The following is a 21,227-nucleotide window of genomic DNA, read 5'->3' as shown; positions in this document are numbered from 1 at the left end:
TCACAGTGCCTTCGCGAGTGGTGCCACCGAACTGGTGAGGTGGCCGCATGAGCATCTCGGTCTTCGTGCTTGATGACCACGAAGTGGTCCGGCGCGGCCTCAAGCAACTGCTCGACGCCGAACCGGACATCGTCGTCGTCGGCGAGGCGGCGACCGCGGCGCAGGCGCTGGCCAGGGTGCCCGCGCTGCGCCCGCAGGTGGCGGTCCTCGACGTGCGACTGCCCGACGGCGAGGGCGTCAGCGTGTGCCGGGAACTGCGGTCGTCGATGGTGCCGCCGCCCGCGTGCCTGATGCTCACCTCGTTCTCCGACGATGAGGCGCTGTTCGGCGCGATCATGGCCGGGGCGGCCGGGTACATGCTCAAACAGGTCAGCGGCAACGACTTGGTGTCCGCGGTGCGCACGCTGGCCGCAGGTGGGTCGCTGCTCGACGCCGGGGTGACCGCCACCGTGCTCGACCGGCTGCGGTCCGGCCGGGCCGAGGATCCGCGGTACAGCACGCTGAGCCCGCAGGAGCGCAAGATCCTCGACCTCATCGCCGAGGGGATGACGAACCGGCAGATCGCCGGGCAGCTCTACCTCGCGGAGAAGACGGTCAAGAACTACGTGTCGACTTTGCTGCACAAGCTCGGCTTCGACCGTCGCACCGAGGCCGCCGTCTACGCCACGCGTCTGCAGAACCCGCGCCCCCACGCCTGACAACTGCGGAGGGTAACGACGGCCTGATCGGAAACGACGAGGTCGGCGTGTCGAATCTGTCGCACGGACTACCGGCGGTAACGTCGGCGCGACGGAGTTCCCGGGCTCAGGGGGTGCGGACATGGTGCCGAACACGCTGGTCCCGCTGCCCGCGCCCGCTCCTGGGCGAGTCCCGCAGGTGTGTCTCATCGCGGGCGACGCCTCGGCCGCGGTGAAGATCGCGCCGGTGGCCGCGGCGATGCGGCTGCGGCGGCGGATCCGGCCCGTGGTGATCTCCTGCGGCCCCGACGAGGTCGCCGACACCTTCGGCGCGTTCGACCTCGTGCCGAGCCTCGTGGTGGAACCAGAGCCGGACCGCACCACCCCGCGCACGGCCGCCCGGCTGCTCAACGCCCTCGACCACGCCTTCACCGACCTGGTGCCCGACGCGGTGATCGTCCAGGGCGACACGGCCACGGCGGTGAGCGCGGCGATGGCCGCGTTCTGGCACCGCATCCCGGTGGTGCACCTCGACGCGGGCGTGCGCTCCTACGACCTCACCGCGCCGTTCCCCGAGGAAGGCCACCGCAAGCTGATCGCCCAGGTGAGTTCGCTGCACCTGGCGGCGACCATGGACGCGGCGGCGAACCTGGAGTGCGAGGCGCACTGCGGGCCCAAGGTGATCACGGTGGGCAGTACGGCCGTCGACGCCGGGTTCGAGGCGCTCGACCGCCACCACGACCACGCCGACGAGCGGCTCACCGCGCTGGAGGAGGCGGTGGTGCGCGGGGCGTGCCGGATGGTGCTCGTCGCGCTGAGCCCCGACCGCTGGTCCGACGCCGACGAACTCGCCGCGGTGCTGCACGGAGTCGCGGACCTGGTGCTGGCGAACCCGGATCTGGAAGTGGTGCTGCCCGCGCCGTACGACAGTGGGCTGCGGTTCAGCGCCGACGACGTGCTCGGGCGGCTGGTGCGGGTCACGATCACCGAGCCGGTCGACCATCCCGGGCAGGTGTGCCTGCTGTCGCTGGCGGCGGCCGTGGTGACGGACTCGGACATCCTGGCCGAGCAGGCGCCGAGCTTCGGGGTACCCGCGATGATGGTCGGCGGTGAGGCTGGGGTGTGGGCCGAGCCCGACCGGCCGGGCTACCCGTGGACCGCCGGCGCCGACCGGGCGCTGGTCGCGCGGATCGCGGAGAAGCTGGTGCTGAGCCAGGTGGAACGTCTCGCCGTCGCGCCCGCGGACAACCCGTTCGGCGACGGCTTCGCGGCGGTGCGGTGTGAGCAGGCGGTCGAGTGGCTGCTGGGGCTGCGGTCCCGCCCGCTCGACTTCTCTCTAGCGCGCTAGACCGTCGCCAGCGCGCTCGGGAAGCGCACCACCTGGGCGGCGTAGGTCAGTCCGGCGCCGAATCCGACCAGCAGCGCCAGCGCGTCCGGGTCGACCCGGCCCTCGCTGCGCAGGCGGTCCATGGCCATCGGGATCGACGCGGCCGAGGTGTTGCCATGGTCGACGACATCGCGGGCCACGACGGCGTCCTTGGCGCCGAGCTTCTTCGCCAGAGCGTCGACGATGCGCAGGTTGGCCTGGTGCGGCACGATCGCGGCCAGGTCGCTGGGCCGGATCCCCGCGCGGTCGCACGCCTGGATCGCGATGGGGTGGATCTCGGTGGTGGCCCAGCGGAACACCGCCTGGCCCTCCATGTGCATGCGGCCGCCCGCGGGGACGTGGATCATCTCGCTCGCGGAGCCGTCGCTGCCCCACACGATGGGTCCGATACCTGGGGCGTCGGACCCGGTGAGCACGACCGCGCCCGCGCCGTCGCCGAAGATGATGGACGTGCCGAGGTCGGTCGGGTCGACCCAGGAGGTCATCTTCTCGGCGCCGATCAGCAGGACCGTGCGGGCAGAGCCGCCGCGGATGGTGTCGGCGGCGACGGCCAGCGCGTAGCAGAACCCGGAACACGCGGCGTTGAGGTCGTAGGCGGCGGCGGTCGGCGCCCCGATCCGCGCGGCGACCCCCGCGGCGATGCTGGGGATCGGCAGCGGTTGGCTGCACGAGGCGACGATGACGAGGTCGACCGCCTGCCCCGACAGGCCGGCGTTCTCCAGCGCGCGCTTGCCCGCCTCGACCGCCATTCCCTCGACGGTCTCGTCCTCCCCGGCGTAGCGGCGGGACGTGATTCCGGTGCGCTCGCGAATCCAGTCACCGGTGCGCCCGAATCTCGCCGCGATCACCTCGCTGGGCACGGCCGCGGCGGGCCGGTAAGCGCCCATGCCGACCATGCGCGCGCCCGACGCCCCGATCTGTTCGCGCAATGCGATGACTGCCACCGCGTCACTTTGGACAATTACCCTCGAGTAGCGCTCGACGTGTGACTGAGTTCTCACCTGAAATCACGCAGAAGCACGGGTTATCTGTTTTCTGTTCACCTTTTTCGGGTGACTGATGAGTAGCACTCATGAGTAACTTGAAACGGTTTTGGGTGGCGTCGGGCAAGATGGCGGGGTGACTGATCCAGACCGCGCCACACAGCTGGCCGTCGCCTCCGGAGGCGACTACCGATGGTTCGAGACGCTGTACGCCGAGGCGCTCCGCGGGGAGGCTTCGGTGCCGTGGCACCGCTCGCGCCCGAACGTGTTGCTGACGAACCGGTTGACGTCCCCGGGTTCGGGGCGCGCCCTGGTCGTCGGCTCGGGCTACGGCGACGACGCGGAGTACATCCGCTCGCTGGGCTACTCGGTGACCGCGTTCGACTTCTCGCCCAGCGCGGTGGCTGTCTCCGCCGAGCGGTTCCCGTCGGTGGATTTCCACGTGGCGGACGTTTTGTCACCGCCTGCGGAGTGGTCTGGGGCGTTCGACCTGGTCTATGAGGCGTATACGATCCAGGTTCTGCGCGGGGAGAACCGGGCGGTGGCGATCAAGGCGATCAGCGATTTCGTCGCGCCAGGCGGAACGCTGTTGGTCATCGGCTTCTCAGCCCAGCCGACGGATGACCCACCCCGAATCGCCCAGGCGATGACGCGGGCGGAATTGGACTCGTTCGGCCTGACGCAGGGTTGGGTGGACGAGCGGCCGCCGAACCCGGAGGAACCGCCCGAGCGCTGGCACTACGTCGCGGAGTTCACCAGGTGACCGATTTGGCCCGGCACGGCCACTTCGTGTTCGAGTCCGGCCACCACGGCGACACCTGGCTCGACCTGGACGCCCTGATCACCGATCCCGCCCGGCTGCGTGCCGCCGCGGCCGACCTCGCCGACCTGCTGCGCGGGTACGCCGCCGATGTCGTGGTCGGTCCCCTCGACGGCGGGGCGTTCCTCGGCCAGTTCGTCGCCGCGGAGTTGGGCACCCGCTTCGCCTACACAACCCGCGCGGTCGTTGACGGCCTGCCGTCCTACGCGCTGCCGCCGGGCATCGATGCGCGGGGCCAACGGGCGGTGATCGTCGACGACGCGATCAATCAGGGATCGGCCACCGAGGCGACGGCGTCGGCGCTGACGGCGAACGGCGCGCACCTGATCGCGCTGGCGAGCGTGATCGTGTGCGCGCCGTCCGGTCGGCTGGTGGGCGAGCGGCTCGGGGTGCCGCAGGTCTGGCTCACCGAGGTGGACACCCGCAGCTGGCTTCCCGCCGACTGTCCCGAGTGCGCTTAGTACTGGTAGAAGCCCCGGCCGGACTTCTTGCCCAGCAGGCCGGCGTCGACCATGCGGAGCAGCAGCGGGGGCGCGGAGTACAGCTGCTCCTTGAACTCGCCGTACAGCGAGTCGGCGATCGCCTTGGTGGTGTCCAGGCCGATCAGGTCGGTGAGGCGCAGCGGGCCCATCGGGTGAGCGCAGCCAAGGATCATGCCGTTGTCGATGTCCTCGGCCGAGGCGAAGCCCGACTCCAGCATGCGGATAGCCGACAGCAGGTACGGGACCAGCAAAGCGTTGACGACGAAGCCCGCGCGGTCCTGGGACAGGATCACCTGCTTGCCGAGGCTGCCCTCGACGAACTCCTGCGCACGCTGCTTCGTCTCGTCGGCCGTCAGCAGCGAAGGCACGAGCTCCACCAGCTTCAGCACCGGCACCGGGTTGAAGAAGTGGACGCCGATCACCTGCTGCGGCCGGGAGGTGGCCATGCCCAGCTTCATGATCGGGATGGACGAGGTGTTGGAGGCGAAGATCGCGTTCTCGTCCTCGACGACCTTGTCCAGGGACGCGAAGATCTCCGTCTTGACGCCCTCGTCCTCGGCGACCGCCTCGATGGTGACCTGGCGGTCGGCGAAGTCGGCGAGGTCGGTGGTGAAGCGCATCCTGGCCAGCGCGGCGTCGCGCTCGGACTCCTCCAGCTTGCCGTTCTTGACGCCGCGGGCCAGGGACGACTCGATGCGGGCACGGCCCGAGTCGAGGGCGGTCGCGTTGACCTCGGCGACGATCACGTCCAGGCCCGCGCGGGCGCAGACCTCCGCGATGCCCGAACCCATCAGACCGGAACCCACCACGCCGACGCGGCTGTACTCAGTCACCTATCCACCTCTCACTGACACCGTTGTCGTAAGCCTGTCTACCGGAAACCCTAGTGCTGTGACCACATAGGTTCACCGGTTGTCGACGGCCCAGCTTCCCGCTGGACGCACGGCCGAAAGGCGCTGGTACACCCGCCTTCCGGCCATACGCCCAGCGGAAACCTGGACACGCCGACAACCGGCAAACCTATGCGGCCACAGCACTAGACGTTGCGGCGATACTGCCCGCCGACCTCGAAGAACGCCTCGGTGATCTGTCCAAGCGTGCACACGCGGGCCGCGTCCATCAGCACCGCGAAGACGTTGCCGTCCGACGCGGCGACCTCGCGCAGCCGGGCCAGCGCCGCCTGCGCCTCGGTGTGGTGCGCGGCCTGGTAGGCCCGGGTCCGCTCGACACACAGGCGCTTCTCGTCCTCGGTCGCGCGGGCGAGTTCGATCTCGAAGACCTCGTCCTCCTCGCCCTTGGTGGGCAGGAAGGTGTTGACGCCGACCAGCGGCAGCGAACCGTCGTGCTTGCGGTGCTCGTAGAGCATCGACTCGTCCTGGATGCGGCCGCGCTGGTAGCCGGTCTCCATGGCGCCGAGGACGCCGCCGCGGTCGGAGATCCGGTCGAACTCCGTCAGCACGGCTTCCTCGACCAGGTCGGTCAGCTCGTCGATGATGAACGAACCCTGGAGCGGGTTCTCGTTCATCGACAGGCCCCACTCCTTGTTGATGATCAGCTGGATGGCCATGGCGCGGCGCACCGACGACTCGGTCGGCGTGGTGATCGCCTCGTCGTAGGCGTTGGTGTGCAACGAGTTCGCGTTGTCGTACAGCGCGCACAGGGCTTGCAACGTGGTGCGGATGTCGTTGAAGTTCATCTCCTGCGCGTGCAGCGAGCGGCCCGACGTCTGCACGTGGTACTTCAGCTTCTGCGACCGCTCCCCCGCGCCGTAGCGGTTCTTCATGGCCACCGCCCAGATGCGGCGCGCGACGCGGCCGATGACCGAGTACTCGGCATCCATGCCGTTGGAGAAGAAGAACGACAGGTTCGGCGCGAAGTCGTCGATGTCCATGCCGCGCGCGAGGTACGACTCGACGTAGGTGAAGCCGTTGGCCAGCGTGAACGCGAGCTGGCTGATGGGGTTCGCCCCGGCCTCGGCGATGTGGTAGCCGGAGATCGACACCGAGTAGAAGTTGCGGACCTTGTGCTGGATGAACCATTCCTGGATGTCGGCCATCATCCGCAGCGAGAACTCGGTGGAGAAGATGCAGGTGTTCTGGCCTTGGTCCTCTTTGAGGATGTCGGCCTGCACCGTGCCACGCACGTTGGCCAGCGCCCACGCCGCGAGTTCCTGGTATTCCTCAGGGTTGGGCTGCCGGTTGTGCTCCACGACGAACGCGTCGACGCGCTGGTCGATGGCGGTGTTGAGGAAGTAGGCGAGGATCGTCGGCGCGGGGCCGTTGATCGTCATCGACACCGACGTCGTCGGCGCGGTGAGGTCGAAGCCGCTGTAGAGCGTCTTCATGTCGTCGAGCGAGGCGATCGAGACGCCGGACGTGCCGATCTTGCCGTAGATGTCCGGCGGGGTGTCGGGGTCGCGGCCGTAGAGCGTCACCGAGTCGAACGCCGTCGACAGGCGGGTGGCCGGGTTGCCGTGCGACAGCAGCTTGAACCGCTTGTTGGTGCGCTCGGCGTCGCCCTCGCCTGCGAACATGCGGGCCGGGTCCTCGCCCTCCCGCTTGAACGGGAACACGCCCGCGGTGAACGGGAACGCGCCGGGCAGGTTCTCCTTGCGCAGGAACCGCAGCAGGGTCGCGTCGTCGTCGAAGCGTGGCAGCGCGACGCGCGGGACGCGGTTGCCGGACAGGGTGTCGCGCCACAGCTGGGTGTGCAGCTCCTTGTCGCGCACCTTCACGACCAGCTCGTCGGCGCGGTACTGCTCGACCGTCGCGGGCCACTGCGCCAACAGGTCCTCGGTGTCGCGCTCGACGCGGCGGGCGGCCTCGGCGGTGAGCCTGTCGAGGTCGGCGGTCGAGGCGTTCGCGGCCGCCAGAGCGGCCTGCGCCCGGGTGAACGCGGCCTGGTCGCGGACGGCCTCGACCTGCGCGTCGGTCTGCCGGTGGTATGACCGGACCGTTTCGGCGATGTCGGACAGGTAGCGCGCCTTCGACGGAGGCACGACCGTGGCCGCCGAGGTGGAGACGCGGCCTTCGACGTGCGGGAGGGTGCCCTCGGCGAACGCGACGCCCTTCTCGCCGAGCAGCGTGCGCAGCTCCTGGTAGAGCGCGGTGACTCCGTCGTCGTTGAAGGTGGCGGCGCTGGTGCCGAAGACCGGCATGTCCTCCCAGGACTTGCCGAACGCCTCGCGGTTGCGCACGAGCTGGCGGGCCACGTCGCGGCGGGCGTCCTCGGCGCCGCGGCGCTCGAACTTGTTGATGGCCACGACGTCGGCGAAGTCGAGCATGTCGATCTTCTCCAGCTGCGACGCGGCGCCGAACTCGGGCGTCATCACGTACAGGGAGGTGTCGACGAACGGCACGATCGCGGCGTCGCCCTGGCCGATGCCGGGGGTCTCCACGATGACCAGGTCGTTGCCCGCGGCCTTGCACGCGGCGATGGCGTCGGACAGGCCCTCGGGCACCTCGGAGCCCGCCCCGCGGGTCGCGAGTGAGCGGAAGAAGATGGAGTCCCCGTCGAGGCAGTTCATCCGGATGCGGTCGCCCAGCAGGGCGCCCCCGCCGCGGCGGCGGGACGGGTCGACGGCGATGACCGCGACGCGCAGCTTGTCCTGCTGGTCCAGGCGCAGGCGGCGGACCAGTTCGTCGGTCAGGGAGGACTTGCCGGAGCCACCCGTTCCGGTGATGCCCAGCACCGGGACGTGGCGCGCGGCGGCGGCATCGGCGATGGCGGCGCGGACGGTGTCGTCCAGGGTGCCCGCCTCGATCTGGGTGATGGCGCGGGCGAGGGTCCGCTGGTCGCCCGCGAGGAGGGCGTCGGCGGTCGCGGGGGCCACTGTGGCCGGGTCGGTGTCGCACGCCTGGATCATCGAGTTGATCATCTTGGCCAGGCCGAGGGTCTGCCCGTCCTCCGGCGAGAAGATGCGCTCGACACCGCGGGAGTGGAGCAGCTTGATCTCGTCCGGGACGATGACGCCGCCACCGCCGCCGAACACCTTGATGTGGCCCGCGCCCTGCTCGGCGAGCAGTTCGACGAGGTAGGTGAAGTACTCGACGTGGCCGCCCTGGTAGGCGCTGATGGCCACACCCTGCACGTCCTCCTGGATGGCCGCCGCGACGACCTCGCGCACCGAGCGGTTGTGCCCGAGGTGGATGACCTCGGCGCCCTGCGACTGCAGGATGCGGCGCATGATGTTGATCGCCGCGTCGTGGCCGTCGAACAGGCTGGCCGCGGTCACGAACCGGACCGGGTGCGCTGGGCGATACAACTGGGCGGACATCGTGCCTCCTCGGGGACGACGGTGGGGCCAACCGTCTCCCATTTAGTTTGACTTCCTACTATCGGAAGAGCAACCGACGTGTGAGCAGGTTAACCCGCACTATGCTGGCGACCAGCCCAAACCGTACCGAGGACGCTGTGACCACTGATCGCGAGATCCCACCCGCTGTGACGAGAATGCTCGCCGACGACCTGGCGTCGACCGCGCTGGGCATCGAACTGCTGGAGGCGGGCCCCGGCCGGGCCACGGTGCGGATGCGGATCACCGAGACCATGGTGAACGGCCACGCCATCGGCCACGGCGGATACGTGTTCCTGCTGGCCGACACCGCGTTCGCCTGCGCGTGCAACAGCCACGGCCCGGTGACGGTGGCCGCGGGCGCCGACATCACCTTCGTCGCCCCGGTCCGCCTGGGCGACGAACTGGTCGCGGTGGCCGAGGAGCGCACCCGCTTCGGCCGCAGCGGCGTCTACGACGTCACCGTGCGCCGCGGCGACGACGTGGTGGCCGAGTTCCGCGGCCGAAGCCGCACGCTGAAGTGATGGGAGGTGCGGCCATGCTGCCGTGGCTGACCGAGGTCGTGGACCTGGCCAGGAAGAACGTCGCCGAGGGCGGCGGCCCGTTCGGGGCACTGGTGGTGCGCGGCGACGAAGTCCTGTCGCGCGGCACCAACCAGGTGACCACCGACCTCGACCCGACCGCGCACGCGGAGGTCGTGGCCATCCGGCTCGCGTGCAAGGCCATCGGCGACTTCCGGCTCAACGGCTGTGTGCTGGTGTCCTCCTGCGAGCCGTGCCCGCTGTGCCTGGCGGCGGCGCTGTGGGCGCGGGTCGACCGCGTGGTCTACGCCGCCGACCGGCACGACGCCGCCGACGCGGGGTTCGACGACCGCCGCTTCTACGACGTGTTCGCCCAGCCCAGGGCGTCGTGGCCGGTGTCGGTCGACAACATCCGCACCGGCGGCGAACTGGAGCCGTTCGCCGCGTGGAAGGCCCGCCCGGACCGGGTGGATTACTAGTCCGGGCGAGCCTGGGTTGTCCACATCGCGCTGAAGCCTCCACAGAGGACGCGCACCCCTTCTACCTGCGCCAATGCGCCGATAGACTGGCTCAGGGACGCCCCCCAGGGCGGGTGGGGGCTGCCCACTGCCGGGGCCGCGACTACTAGAGCAGGATGCCCAGTAGGGCGTCGATCGCCGCGCGCGCCTCACCGGGAGCGGTGACGTCGGTGCCCGTCTGGGTCGCCCACGCGTCGATCGCGGCGATGGCCTTCGGGGTGTCGAGGTCGTTGGACAGGTGGTCGCGGAGTTCCGCGATGAGCGGGGCCGCCGCCGGTCCAGTGGGCGACTCGACCGCGGTGCGCCAGCGGGCGATGCGGGCGTTCGCCTCGTCGAGCACGTCCTGGGTCCAGGTGCGGTCGGTCCGGTAGTGGCCGGAGAGCAGGCCGAGCCGCACGGCCATCGGGTCGACGTTGTCGGCGCGCAGGCGCGAGACGAAGACCAGGTTGCCCTTGGACTTCGACATCTTCTCCCCGTCGAGCCCGATCATCGCCGAGTGCGTGTAGTGGTGGGCGAACGGGTGCCTGCCGGTGAGCGCCTCGGCGTGGGCGGCGCTGAACTCGTGGTGCGGGAAGATCAGGTCGGAGCCGCCGCCCTGCAGGTCGATGCCCATGCCCAGCCGGTTGAGGGCGATCGCGCTGCATTCGATGTGCCAGCCGGGGCGGCCCGCGCCCAGCTCGCTGTCCCAGCTCGGCTCGCCGGGCCGGGCCACGCGCCACAGCAGCGCGTCGAGCGGGTGGCGCTTGCCGACCCGGTCGGGGTCGCCGCCGCGCTCGGCGAAGAACCTGGCCATGGTCGCCTCGTCGTAGCGCGACTCGGACCCGAAGTGGCCGCTGGCCTTGTGGTCGAAGTAGATGTCGGGGTACTCGGCGTCGTCGGCGCGGTAGGCCGCGCCGTTGGCCAGCAGCTTGGCGACGGCCTCGACGACCTCGGGGATGGACTCGACCGCGCCGACGTACTCGCGCGGCGGCAGCACTCGCAGCGCCGTCATGTCCTCGCGGAACAGGGCCGTCTCGCGCATCCCGAGGACCACCCAGTCGTCCTGGTCGCGCTCGGCGCGCTCCAGCAGCGGGTCGTCGATGTCGGTGACGTTCTGGACGTAGTGCACTTGGTGGCCGTTGTCCAGCCACACCCGGTGAACCAGGTCGAAGGCGAGATAGGTCGCCGCGTGCCCGAGGTGCGTCGCGTCGTACGGGGTGATCCCGCAGACGTACATCGTCGCCGTCGGACCCGGGGTGGTCAGCCGGATCTCGGCCGATGCGGTGTCGTGGAGCCGCAGCGGCTTGGGCGTGCCGGACACCCGCGGCACCGGGTGTGATTGCCAGGTCTGCATGACTCCGACCCTAATAGTCCGTTCCGTGGCGACCGGGTGAATTCAGTGAGTGGAACACCTCAGTGCGCGTCAGGTAGGGCCATTGGTGTGATCCAGGTTACATTCGCTTCGAGGGATCCGATCTCATGGGAAGGCGGGTATTTGACGGAACGGGGACTCTCATGACCAACCCACGGCAGGGCGGCACGACCGGGCGCTACCTGGTGCTGATGGCCGACGACTCGGTCGCCGCGGCCACCCGGGAACTGAGCAACGTGGCGGGCATCAGTACCGCCAGCACGGCCGACGCGGGCGGCACGGATGTCGACTTCGGCGCCACCGACGGCCTCGTTCTCCACCAGCTAGGGGTTGCCGTGGTCAACGCCGACCCCGACCAGGTCCGCGCGCTCGCCCAGGCCGCGGCCGGTCCCGGCCCGATCGAACTCCTCGAAGCCGAGCGGCGCGTGTACGCCATCAGCGCCGAACCGGTCGACGAACCCGCCCCGGCCGCCGACGAGAGCCTGTTCACCTGGGGCCTGCAGGCCGTCGGCGCGCAGCTGAGCACGGCGACCGGCGCGGGCATCCGCCTGTGCGTCCTCGACACCGGCTTCGACGTCGACCACCCCGACTTCGCGGGCCGCGCGGTCACCACGAACTCCTTCGTACAGGGCGAGACCGTGCAGGACGGCCACGGCCACGGCACCCACTGCATCGGCACGGCCTGCGGGCCGCGGTCACCCGCCGAAGGGCCGGGCTACGGGGTCGCGTACGAGGCGGAGATCTTCGCGGGCAAGGTGCTGAGCAACCGCGGCTCGGGCTCCGACGGCGGCATTCTGTCGGGCATCGCGTGGGCCATCACCAACGGCTGCCCGGTCGTGTCGATGTCCCTGGGCGCCGCCACCCGCCCCGGCGACGCGCACTCGCAGACGTACGAGACCGTCGCCAAGCGCGCGATGTCCCAAGGGACGATGATTATCGCGGCGGCGGGAAACGAGTCCCGTCGGCAGAACGGCCAGATCAACCCGGTCGGCCACCCCGCGAACTGCCCGTCGATCATGGCGGTCGGCGCGGTCGACGTGAACCTGGCCGTCGCGTGGTTCTCGTGCGGCACCGTGGACCGCGTTGGCTCGGTGGACATCGTCGGCCCCGGCGTGGACGTGTACTCGTCGTGGCCGACCCCGTTGGGCCACAACCGGATCAGCGGCACCAGCATGGCCACCCCGCACGTCGCGGGCGTGGCGGCGCTGATTGCCCAGGCGACAGGAGCCCGCTCATGGGAACTCTGGGCCCGCCTCTCCCAGACCGCCCGACGCCTCCCCCTGCCGTCGACCGACGTCGGCGTGGGCCTGGTGCAGGCACCGTGAACCACCGCATCCTCGTCACCCTCGACGATGCCGGTTTGTCGCGGCTGGACGAGGTGGTGGCTTCGCTGCGGGAAGCGGGGATGGAGATCGAGCAGGTGATCGAGCCGGTCGGCACGATCACCGGCTCGGCGCCCGACTCGGCGTTGGCGGCGGTTGAGGGGGTGGAGGGGGTTGACTTCGTGGAGCCGGAACAGGCCCCGTACCAACTCCCGGACCCAGACAGCGACGTGCAGTGAGTCCGGCACGATCCGTAGATCGCTGACCCGCCTATACGCGAGGTGGCACGAACTCCGGGAGGTCCTTGTGGGCGCCCGCCCGTACGGCCTCCCGGATCTGTTCGATGTTCTCGCGCAGGAGGTCTGAGATCAGTTCGTCCGTGCGCGGGTCCGCGAGCATCTCCAGGATCACCCGCAGCGCCGCGTCGGAGACCGCGCCGACGATGTCGTCGTGGAAGGGGAGGCGGCGGAGGCGGCCCAACTCCGGGTCGTGGCGGATCTTGTCCAGGACCATGTCGCGGATTTCGGCTCGGTTCTCCTCCAAGGCGCTGGCCAGGTTGCGGGCGTAGTGGCCCGTCCGCAGGACTGAAACCACCTCCTCCAGCACCGCCACCGTCAGCGGCTTCTTCACCACGTCGATCAGCAGGCCCCCGAAGCGGCCCATCGCGCGGTGGGCCAGTTCCTCAGCGACGGAGCGGTCGACGGGCATGCGGAGGCGGGTCATGATCACCGCGATCCGCCAGATGCGCAGGAGGCGGAAGGCGCGGAACCACAGGCTGGACACCGGGACCATGCCCACCAGGTCGTACCAGTTGACCTTGAGGAACCGGCCCGACCACCCGGTCGACCGCCACCGCCACAGGAACTCCACGGCGAACACGCCGCACAGGGCCCAGTCGACGCGGGTGATCAGGCGGGACACGTCGGCCGGGGGGTGCCAGAAGGTGCGGTAGGTCAGCAGGCCGACGGCGACCAGGGCCAGCAGCAACATCAGCCAGTCGTCGACGCTGACTCGATGTTTCTTGGGCGAACCCGCCAGGGTGGTGACCATGGGGCCAAGTTAGCGGTATTCGGGGTTCTCGAAGTCGAACCGCGCTCCCGCGTCCCACTCGGTCCGCTGGTTGCCGTGGGCGGGGACGCCGCCCGCCGCCTTCAGCATGCGGGCCAGGTGCATCAGGTTCCACGTCATGAAGGTGGTGTTGCGGTTGGTGAAGTCGTTCTCCGGGCCGCCCGAACCCGGGTCCAAATAGGACGGGCCGGGGCCCGCCTCGCCGATCCAGCCCGCGTCGGCCTGCGGTGGGATGGTGTAGCCGATGTGCTGGAGGCTGTAGAGCACGTTCTGCGCGCAGTGCTTGATCCCATCCTCATTACCCGTGATCAGGCAGCCCCCGACCCGCCCGTAGAAGGCGTACTGGCCCGCGTCGTTGAGGACGCCGGAGAGGGCGTAGAGGCGTTCGATGACGCGCTTTGTCACCGAGCTGTTGTCGCCGAGCCAGATGGGGCCTGCGATCACCAGGATGTCGGCGGCCATGACCCGGGTGGTCAATTCCGGCCACTCGTCGGTGGCCCAGCCGTGCTCGGTCATGTCCGGGTAGACGCCGGTCGCGATGTCGTGATCGATCGCGCGGAACTGGTCGACCTCGACGCCGTTGCGGGTCATGATCCCCGCGCTCGCGTCGACCAGGCCCTGGGTGTGACTCTGCGCCGGGGAGCGCTTCAGCGTGCAGTTCACGAACAGTGCCCGCAACCCGTCGAAATCCGCCACGGTTGATCCTTCCCTTGTCCCGTACCCCCAAGTCTGTCGGGGGTCGCCGCGTCTCGCCGGGCGGAGCGCACCCGGGTACCCTTCGCTGGTGCAGGCAACGTGTGACGGTCCCCGGCGTCCTGGTGTGCAGGATGTCGCCCCGACCTGGCCGAGGACGTGAGCCCGCGCATGACCGCACCGGAATTCGTGCACGAGGCCCTGGTCTACCGCGACCAGGTGGGCCTCATCGACGGCACCGTGGAGTTCCTGCGTGAGGGCGTGCGCGCCGGTGAGTCGGTGTTCGCCATCCTCCCCGTCGACAGCCTCGACGCAATCCGCGTGGCCCTGGGGCCCGACAGCGGCGGCGTGCGCTTCCTCGACATCAGCGAGGTCGGCGCCAACCCCGCCCGGATCATCCCGACGATCCGGGGCCTGGCCGAAGGCCCGACGCGCGGGGTGGGCGAGCCGGTGTACGCGGGCCTGAGCGAGGCGGCCACCGCCGAGGCCCGGCTGCACGAGGCACTGCTCAACCTCGCCTTCGACGGCACGCCGCTGCGGCTGCGCTGCCCGATCGACGCGGGGCTGCCCGCGGACGCGATCGAGTCCAGCGCGGCGACCCACCCGGTGATCGTGGGCAACGGCACCAGCACCACCTACGACCCCAAGGCCGCGCTGGTGGAGTTCGGCGGCGCCCTGCCCGCCCCCGACGCGGTCTCCGACGTCGCCCACTTCTGCCTCGACGACCTGCCCGAACTGCGCGACCTGGTCTCCGTGCGGGCAGGCGGGTTCGGGCTGAGCCGGGCGAAGGCGCTGGACCTGACGCTGGCGACCAACGAGATCGTCACCAACAGCATCTGCCACGGCGGCGAGCGCGGCACCCTGCGGGTCTGGGACGACGCCGACGCGGTGGTGTGCGAGATCAGCGACAGCGGCCACATCAGCGACCCGCTGGTCGGCCGGACGGTCCCGCTGCCGTCGGTGCCGGGCGGGCGCGGGGTGTGGCTGGCCAACCAGCTGTGCGACCTGGTGCAGATCCGCTCGTCGGCCACCGGCACCGTTGTGCGACTGCACATGAACCGGCCCTGATTCCCCGCCGCGCCCTTTAGGATCTTGGGCGGAGGGGATATGCGGGCTCTGATCTTCGCGCTGCTGCTGCTCGCCGCCGGGTGCTCCCAGGAGATCACCGGGTCGGCCACGGGCGCGTCCACCACGACCGAGACGTCCACGGCGTCGCTGCCCGACCGGTCGCCGCCGTCGGACCAGGCGGTCACCCTCACCTTCGTCAACCGCACGGACGCCCCGTGCGACGTGCTGTGGCTGGACTTCGAGGGCGACCTCGTCCAGTACTCGCGGATCGAGCCGGGCGACGAGATCCGCCAGCCCACCTACACCGGCCACATCTGGATCGTGCGCGACCCCGACGGCGAGGAGCTGCTGCGGTTCGCCGCCGAGCGGACCGGCGAGATCGTCATCGACTAGCGAGCGCGTCCAGGTACGACTTGATGCCCGCCAGCGCGTCTGGCGACTGCCACAGCGCGGTTACCCGCGGATCGTCGACCGCGCGGGACGCCTCGACGCGGGTCCGGACGGGCCGGTGCAGTTGCTCCTTGGTCAGCGCGAACGCCGCCTGGGGAACCTTCGCCAGTTCCGTGGCGCGCTCCAACGCCGTCGGGAGCAGTTCGTCGGCCGTCACGACCTCGTCGACCAGTCCGACGCGCAGCGCCTCGGCGGGCTCGACCACGACGCCGGTGTTCACCAGGCGCGCGGCGTGGCGGCCGGTCGCGTGCCGGACGATCTCCAGGGCGGCCACCGGGAACGGGACGCCGACGAGCAGCTCGGTCAGCCCGATCCGGCCACCGGACATCACCCGGTGGTCTGCCGCCGCGACGAGTACCGCGCCACCCGCGATCGCGGGCCCGCCGACCGCGGCCACGACCGGGCGCGGGCAGTCGAACACGGCCAGGAACGCCTTGCTCAGCGCGGGCAAGAAGGCCGCGACGTAGTCCGCTCCCCCGTCGGCGACGCGCCGCAGGTCGACGCCCGCCGAGAACACGCTGCCCGCCGCGGCGAGCACGATCGCGTCGGCCTCCAGCGAGCTCACCGTGCGGCTGATCGCGTCGCAGAGTTCGAGGTCGAGGGCGTTGACCTTGCCGTGGTCCAAGCGGACGACCGCCAGGTCACCGTGGGGTTCGACGAAGATCATGGCCCCTTCCCGGGACCCAGCCGCACGGCGGGGTCGCCGAGAACAATGTAGTTCCGGGCGTCGGTGTTGGCCGTCCAGAGCGCGGCGAGCGTCTGGTCGTCGACCTTGCGGCCGGTCTTGCGCAGCGCGTCCACCCGGGTCACCAGTTCGGTGGCGATCGCGGCGTAGCGCTGGTTGAGGTACTCGACCGCCGAGCCCAGGCGCTGACCGGCCACCAGCGCGCGCAGGGTGCTGGCCATCGCGCCGATCTGCGGGTCCATCCCCTGCCACAGGAACGAGCAGCTCCACACCCGGTCGACGTGCCCGACGAAGGCGAGCACCCCGGCGGCGAGCAGCCGCTGCGGCAGGCGGGCGACGTAGGCGCGACCGGCGTCGCGGCCGTCGGGGAAGTCGGACGCGGCGGGTGTGCCCGCGCCGTAGCAGGCGAACGAGAACACGATGTCCGGGGTCGGCCTGCCCGCGACATCGGCGCCCGCGAAATAGGTGTCGGCGCTCAGTGGCGCGGCGGCCATCGGGCCGGGCCAGTCCTGGCACAGCAGCGCGCCTTGGACCTCGCGCGCGTTGGGCTTGGCCGTGCCGATGCCGTGCGACGCGGTGAACAGGACCCGGCCGGGGTGCGGCTCGTGCAGCAGTGCCGTCAGCCGCGCCTTGGTCGCCTGCTCGCCCACGTCGGCGGCGACGGCCACCCCGTGGTCGGCGAGTTCCTTGTGCAGCGGCTCGATGAGCTGGGTGGTACTCAGCGCGGTCGCGCGGTCATCCGGGTTGCGCACGCCGAACAGGTGGACCGCGGGCGGGGGCGGCGCGGCTTCCTCGGCGGCGACCACGGCGGCGGCGTAGGAGGCGTACTCGTCGAGGGTGTCGAAGTGCAGGCGGCCGACGGCGTACTGGACGTCGAGCTGGTACTGCAGGGTGAACGGCAGGTCGGCGGGGCCCCCGGCGAGCAGCAGGTAGTACGGGATCTTCGCGGGCTCGGCGGGGCCGGGCGCGGCGCCGTGGCGGCGGAGGAACGCGCCGTCGTCGTCGCCCGGCTCGACCACCAGCTCCCGATAGAGCGCGCCCGCCTGGGCTTTGCGTCGGTCGAGCAGCGGCCGCAGCGCGTCGAGGACCGGGCTGCCCGGGGTGGTCACGACCGCCCACCCGACCGATGCCAGGTCTTCTGGATCGAAGCCGAACATGACGCCGAAGGTCGGTTCGCGCTGCTCGTCGCGCTTGCGCAGCGCCCGAACATGCCGCGCCTCGGGCTCCTCACCCCGGGCGACAGCGGCCAGGCTTTCCACTGTGTCCGGGGCGAACAGGTAGGCGCCGGTGTCCGCGTCGACGCCGTTGACCGGCAGCTCGCTCATGTCAGCACGACCAGCAGGACCGCGAGCACGACGATCACCACGGCCTCGGCGGCGGCGAGTATCGCAAGCCGGTTCGTCACGCCGCGCGCGTCGGCCAGGCCCGCTTCGTCGCGGGAGCGGACGAGGAACTCGCGTTCGAGGTCGGCCAGCCCCGCCGCGGCCGGTTGCGGGGCGCGGCGCAGGGCGTCGCCGGTGAGCAGGAAGGCGCGTTGGCGCTGGTTGCGGCGCCACTCGTAGGCGGCGACCTGCCACGGGTCGAGCGTGGCGTGCCGCCATGCCTGGTTGGCGTCGAGGACGGCGGTGATCAGCCGGTCGTGCGCGAGTTCGTACCAGGTGGTCCCGGCCCGGGTGTCGGCGCGGACGAGGTAGGCGTCCTCCAGCGCGTCGAGCACGCGCACGCCCAACTCCCCCGGCACCGGGGCGCGCGTGGTCTGCGCGCGGAAGCGGCGGGAGGTGATCAGGTCGCGTTCGAACCAGTCGCGGACGGCGCGCTGCTCGACCCCGAGGTCGCGCTCCAGTTCGGCCAGCGCGTGGCTGTAGTAGCGGCTCAGCGCGCGGTCGATGTCGACGCGGTCGACGTCGGCGGGCCCGATCTCGCGGAAGGTCTCCCCCGCCCGCGCCGAGGTGACCCGCCACAGCGTCCGGCATACGACCTGGAGCTGGAACGGCTCCACGTACGGGGATTTGAGCCAGTCGTCCCCGCCGCCGGGCCGGTCGACCCTGGCCCGGGCGAGCCGGTCGACCAGCGACTCCGCCGCACCGTCCACAAAGGTCACCCGCTGCTCGCCCGCCGGGGTGTTCACCGCGGCCAGGGCTTCGTCGTGGTCGAGGAAGTCGAGCCGGAACCGGGCGCGCAGCCTGCCCGGCAGGAACCGCAGGTACCGGTCGAAGCCGCCCATGTAGTCCTCGCGGACGGCCAGCAGCGCCCACAGCGTGCCGTCGGCGAGCGCGGCGCCGAGCTGGCGGAAGAACTCGTCCTTGGCGTCGCGGTCGGTCGGGTCGAGGGCGAGGATCTCTTCGAGCTGGTCGAGGATCAGCACGCGGGCGGTGCCGTCGAGCAGCGGCGGCTCAATCCGCTCGACGATCTCGGTGAGCGTCAGGTCCGCCAGGTCGGGGGCCTCGGCGCCGAGCAGGTCGACCCCGACGCTGTGGACGTAGCGGTTGCCGCGCGCGGGCGGCGGCTTGTCCACCCGTGCGGGCGGGGTCGGCGCGAAGCCGTCCGAGCGCAGCATCCTGGCGACAGCGGCCTGGATGAGTGAGGTCTTGCCCGCCCCGGACGGCGCGTGCAGCAGCACCACCCGCTCGGCGATCACCAGGTCGGCGAGTTCGCGCGCGGCCTGCTGCCGGTTGGGCAGCCGCTCGTCGCGCCGGAACGCACGCGGCCCGACGTACGGGTTCGCGGCGGGCAGCACGATCGGCGCGGTGTCGGCGCTCATGGCGGGGTCGCCGAGTTCGCGCGCAGTTCGCTGAGGAAGTCGCGGGTGGCCGCCCAGAACAGGCTGACCCGGTCCTCGCCGAAGTAGGACTCCAGGTAGCGCTGGGCGGCCTCGGGCTCGATGGTCTGGCTCTCGGGCCGGACCTGGACGCCGACATGGGTGTTGGCGCGCAGCCGGGAGCTGCCGCCGAAGCTCTTGATGCCCTGGAACACCACCCGGAAGTCCCAATCGTCGAGCCGGTAGCCCAGGAACATCAGCGAGTTCTTCATCAGCGACGCCGACACCGCGGGCGGGATCGACGGCCGCTGGTCGATCCACGCGGTGAGCCATTCGAAGTGGTCGTCCTCGGTCAGCACGACCGAGTCGGGGTTGTCGAGCCTGCCGAACAGGTGGTAGACCCAGGGCTTGGCCACGGTCGGCTGTTCCAGGGCGCGCGCGTCGACCTGTTCGATCGAGTCGTTCCACGGGAAGCACAGCGTGGTCGGCGTCTTGCCGTTGGCGCGCAGGGCCTGCTGGAGCAGGTCGGTCCAGCCGGTGGTCACGTAGACCTTGACCGGCAGCGACGCGGCGGCGCGGTAGGGCTCGTCGGGGTCGCTCTCGCGCAGCAGCCTGCCCAGCTCCAGGATCACCGGTTCGGGCTCGGCGGCGTCGAGGAGGTGCTGCGGGACCTGGGCGATCAGGTCGGTGTCGTCGGCGCGGCGTCGGCGGTCGCGCAGGTCGCTCATCAGATAGTCCACAAGGAACGCGCGCACCTCGCCGGGCGAGCGGCCTACGCGCAGATATTGGGCGACCTGGGCGAAGTTGCCGCGACCGGCCGGGTTGATCGGCATCTGCCACCGCCGCGCCCAGCGGCGGGCGATCTCGATGCGGGAGCCGACGATGCCGTCGGCGAACCCGGGGCCGAGGACTGGGGTGAACCGGCCGGTGCGCATCATCAGGGCCAGCGAACTCCACGTCTCGCCGCCGACCTCGGTGCGGTAATAGGTGCGGCCGGAACGCAGCCGGGAGAACAGGACCGGCACCCACCAGTCTGGCCGGTTGCGGATGACGCCCCTGGCCACCGCGACGGCGCGGTCGACGACGCCGTCGTCGGCGAACTCGGCGAAGAACCGCTCCGAGAAGGTCTGCGCGCTGGCCATCGTGACGTCGCCCTGCATGGCCACGACGGCGGCGATCCCGGCCGCGGCAAGGCGCGGGCCGAGTGCGGCCAGGGCGCCGTGGTCGGTCGAGGCGGTGGGCGCGGACCGGCACGACATGAGCATCGCCAGCGTCGGCTTGGTCTCCAGGTGCTGGAACGCCTCGACGAGCCTGCGCGCGTCGACCGGGTCGGCCTTGCCGTCGACGGTCTCCAGGAACAGCAGGGGCACGTCGTCGGTCAGCGCGCCGTGGGCGACGAGGTAGAGCACGTCGATCGGGTCGTCGGGGTCCTGCAGCCGCGCGGCGATGGCGGCGAGGGTGGCGTTCGGCAGGACCTCGGTGCGGTACCCGGCGAGGGCCGTCTTGGCGCGCGCGCACTCGTCCTTGCGGTCGACCGGGGCGAGTTGGCGGCCGCCGGGGGCGTAGTCGGCGAGGTCGGAGGGCGCGGCGATGACGGCGAGCGCGACCGGGTCACCGGCTTTGCGCACCGGGACGGGCCGCCAGTCGCTGCCGGAGAGATAGCGCGAGAACAGGACGGTGGAATTCGTCGCAATAGGCAGCCCGGTGAGCGGATCGCGCAGCAGTTCCCACCGAATGGCGTGGAAGCGGCCGGGCCCGTCGATGTGCAATCGGACGTGGATCGGATCGGAGTGCGCCGCGGCCATCGCTTTTTCATAGAAACGGGAAATCTCGGCGCTGCCGAACACCATCCTGGTGAGCGTCTCGGCGTAGGCGTCCTCGTCGTCGAGCACCTCGGTGAGCGCGGCGAGGTCGAGGTGCAGCAGGTCGGCGGGATGTTCCGGCCAGTCGACGGTGTCGACCCCGGTGAACCGCAGGCTCACGTCGAAGGCGTCGCGCGCCTTGTCGTACACGAGGCCGAATTCCAGGTCGGCATAGTCGCCAGCCACGAACGGTCACCTCCGTCCCTGCATGGAAGAGGCGTGCACCCGCGTTTCAGATACCCGGATCAATAAGATTCGCAGGGCGGGCGTTGTCACGCAAGGGTGACC

20 protein-coding genes are annotated in these 21,227 nt (G+C 70.8%); 10 read left to right on the top strand and 10 right to left on the bottom strand.

What is annotated here, in order from left to right; all coding sequences use genetic code 11:
- The first annotated feature begins 47 nt into the window (after nt 1-47).
- Both ACSHT8_RS03675 and ACSHT8_RS03670 read left to right on the top strand, forming a co-directional pair.
- A complete protein-coding gene (locus tag ACSHT8_RS03675) occupies nt 48-698 on the top strand; it encodes a response regulator (RefSeq protein ID WP_436497658.1) in 651 nt (216 codons plus the stop codon).
- Between the two features lie 121 nt (nt 699-819).
- Entirely contained in the window at nt 820-2,025 is a 1,206-nt protein-coding gene (locus ACSHT8_RS03670) for a UDP-N-acetylglucosamine 2-epimerase (RefSeq protein ID WP_436497656.1), read from the top strand.
- Here the strand turns inward: ACSHT8_RS03670 and ACSHT8_RS03665 are convergent.
- Nucleotides 2,022-2,960 carry a beta-ketoacyl-ACP synthase III gene (locus tag ACSHT8_RS03665; RefSeq protein ID WP_436501984.1) on the bottom strand — a complete coding sequence of 313 codons (939 nt, stop codon included), beginning with the start codon at nt 2,958-2,960 and terminating at the stop codon, nt 2,022-2,024. The two genes, ACSHT8_RS03670 and ACSHT8_RS03665, sit on opposite strands and share 4 nt — an antisense overlap.
- A gap of 223 nt (nt 2,961-3,183) precedes the next feature.
- On the opposite strand from ACSHT8_RS03665, the gene ACSHT8_RS03660 reads away from it, so the two are divergent.
- Together ACSHT8_RS03660 and ACSHT8_RS03655 are read left to right on the top strand one after the other, a co-directional pair.
- Nucleotides 3,184-3,810, top strand: a complete 627-nt coding sequence (locus ACSHT8_RS03660; RefSeq protein ID WP_436497654.1) for a class I SAM-dependent methyltransferase — start codon at nt 3,184-3,186, stop codon at nt 3,808-3,810.
- A complete protein-coding gene (locus ACSHT8_RS03655) occupies nt 3,807-4,328 on the top strand; it encodes a phosphoribosyltransferase family protein (protein WP_436497653.1) in 522 nt (173 codons plus the stop codon). The genes ACSHT8_RS03660 and ACSHT8_RS03655 overlap by 4 nt, the downstream gene beginning before the upstream one ends.
- On the opposite strand, the gene ACSHT8_RS03650 is transcribed toward ACSHT8_RS03655, so the two are convergent.
- Nucleotides 4,325-5,182 carry a 3-hydroxybutyryl-CoA dehydrogenase gene (locus ACSHT8_RS03650; RefSeq protein WP_436497651.1) on the bottom strand — a complete coding sequence of 286 codons (858 nt, stop codon included), beginning with the start codon at nt 5,180-5,182 and terminating at the stop codon, nt 4,325-4,327. The genes ACSHT8_RS03655 and ACSHT8_RS03650 overlap by 4 nt on opposite strands.
- A 203-nt stretch (nt 5,183-5,385) precedes the next feature.
- Nucleotides 5,386-8,625 (bottom strand): fused isobutyryl-CoA mutase/GTPase IcmF, encoded by a 3,240-nt coding sequence (gene icmF, locus ACSHT8_RS03645; protein WP_436497649.1) that lies wholly within the window; start codon nt 8,623-8,625, stop codon nt 5,386-5,388.
- Nucleotides 8,626-8,801: 176 nt separating this feature from the next.
- On the opposite strand from icmF, the gene paaI reads away from it, so the two are divergent.
- Nucleotides 8,802-9,167 (top strand): hydroxyphenylacetyl-CoA thioesterase PaaI, encoded by a 366-nt coding sequence (gene paaI / locus ACSHT8_RS03640; RefSeq protein ID WP_436501983.1) that lies wholly within the window; start codon nt 8,802-8,804, stop codon nt 9,165-9,167.
- Entirely contained in the window at nt 9,167-9,643 is a 477-nt protein-coding gene (locus ACSHT8_RS03635; RefSeq protein WP_436497647.1) for a nucleoside deaminase, read from the top strand. The genes paaI and ACSHT8_RS03635 overlap by 1 nt, the downstream gene beginning before the upstream one ends.
- A gap of 145 nt (nt 9,644-9,788) precedes the next feature.
- Here ACSHT8_RS03635 and mshC read toward each other — a convergent pair whose 3' ends face one another.
- Entirely contained in the window at nt 9,789-11,015 is a 1,227-nt protein-coding gene (gene mshC, locus ACSHT8_RS03630) for a cysteine--1-D-myo-inosityl 2-amino-2-deoxy-alpha-D-glucopyranoside ligase (RefSeq protein ID WP_436497645.1), read from the bottom strand.
- Nucleotides 11,016-11,176: 161 nt separating this feature from the next.
- Between mshC and ACSHT8_RS03625 the strand changes: the two genes are divergently transcribed.
- Nucleotides 11,177-12,358 (top strand): S8 family peptidase, encoded by a 1,182-nt coding sequence (locus tag ACSHT8_RS03625; RefSeq protein WP_436497643.1) that lies wholly within the window; start codon nt 11,177-11,179, stop codon nt 12,356-12,358.
- Nucleotides 12,355-12,594 (top strand): hypothetical protein, encoded by a 240-nt coding sequence (locus ACSHT8_RS03620; RefSeq protein WP_436497642.1) that lies wholly within the window; start codon nt 12,355-12,357, stop codon nt 12,592-12,594. The genes ACSHT8_RS03625 and ACSHT8_RS03620 overlap by 4 nt, the downstream gene beginning before the upstream one ends.
- A gap of 31 nt (nt 12,595-12,625) precedes the next feature.
- On the opposite strand, the gene ACSHT8_RS03615 is transcribed toward ACSHT8_RS03620, so the two are convergent.
- Together ACSHT8_RS03615 and ACSHT8_RS03610 are read right to left on the bottom strand one after the other, a co-directional pair.
- Complete coding sequence (locus ACSHT8_RS03615; RefSeq protein ID WP_436497641.1) at nt 12,626-13,405, bottom strand: ion transporter; 780 nt, start codon at nt 13,403-13,405, stop codon at nt 12,626-12,628.
- Between the two features lie 9 nt (nt 13,406-13,414).
- Nucleotides 13,415-14,119, bottom strand: coding sequence for a flavodoxin family protein (locus tag ACSHT8_RS03610; protein ID WP_436497639.1), 705 nt, complete (start codon nt 14,117-14,119; stop codon nt 13,415-13,417).
- Nucleotides 14,120-14,287: 168 nt separating this feature from the next.
- Here ACSHT8_RS03610 and ACSHT8_RS03605 point away from each other — a divergent pair, with 168 nt between their 5' ends.
- Nucleotides 14,288-15,184 (top strand): anti-sigma factor RsbA family regulatory protein, encoded by an 897-nt coding sequence (locus tag ACSHT8_RS03605; protein ID WP_436497637.1) that lies wholly within the window; start codon nt 14,288-14,290, stop codon nt 15,182-15,184.
- Between the two features lie 39 nt (nt 15,185-15,223).
- Complete coding sequence (locus tag ACSHT8_RS03600; protein WP_436497635.1) at nt 15,224-15,577, top strand: hypothetical protein; 354 nt, start codon at nt 15,224-15,226, stop codon at nt 15,575-15,577.
- Here the strand turns inward: ACSHT8_RS03600 and ACSHT8_RS03595 are convergent.
- Genes ACSHT8_RS03595 through ACSHT8_RS03580 form a run of 4 tightly spaced genes read right to left on the bottom strand, consistent with a single transcriptional unit; the run spans nt 15,567 to nt 21,125 of the window.
- Nucleotides 15,567-16,301: an enoyl-CoA hydratase/isomerase family protein gene (locus ACSHT8_RS03595; protein WP_436497633.1), complete on the bottom strand. Its 735-nt coding sequence runs from the start codon at nt 16,299-16,301 to the stop codon at nt 15,567-15,569. The genes ACSHT8_RS03600 and ACSHT8_RS03595 overlap by 11 nt on opposite strands.
- The gene (locus ACSHT8_RS03590) at nt 16,298-17,644 is read right to left on the bottom strand and encodes a hypothetical protein (protein WP_436497631.1); all 1,347 of its coding nucleotides are present in this window, start codon (nt 17,642-17,644) and stop codon (nt 16,298-16,300) included. Before ACSHT8_RS03590 ends, ACSHT8_RS03595 begins: the two co-directional genes overlap by 4 nt.
- Nucleotides 17,641-19,080 carry an nSTAND1 domain-containing NTPase gene (locus ACSHT8_RS03585; RefSeq protein WP_436497629.1) on the bottom strand — a complete coding sequence of 480 codons (1,440 nt, stop codon included), beginning with the start codon at nt 19,078-19,080 and terminating at the stop codon, nt 17,641-17,643. The genes ACSHT8_RS03590 and ACSHT8_RS03585 overlap by 4 nt, the downstream gene beginning before the upstream one ends.
- Nucleotides 19,077-21,125 carry a CHAT domain-containing protein gene (locus ACSHT8_RS03580; protein ID WP_436497627.1) on the bottom strand — a complete coding sequence of 683 codons (2,049 nt, stop codon included), beginning with the start codon at nt 21,123-21,125 and terminating at the stop codon, nt 19,077-19,079. The genes ACSHT8_RS03585 and ACSHT8_RS03580 overlap by 4 nt, the downstream gene beginning before the upstream one ends.
- Nucleotides 21,126-21,227 lie beyond the last annotated feature (102 nt).

The organism is Actinokineospora sp. HUAS TT18 (genome assembly GCF_051364635.1).
GTDB lineage: Bacteria > Actinomycetota > Actinomycetes > Mycobacteriales > Pseudonocardiaceae > Actinokineospora.
This window is presented reverse-complemented; position numbering and strand designations above follow the sequence as displayed.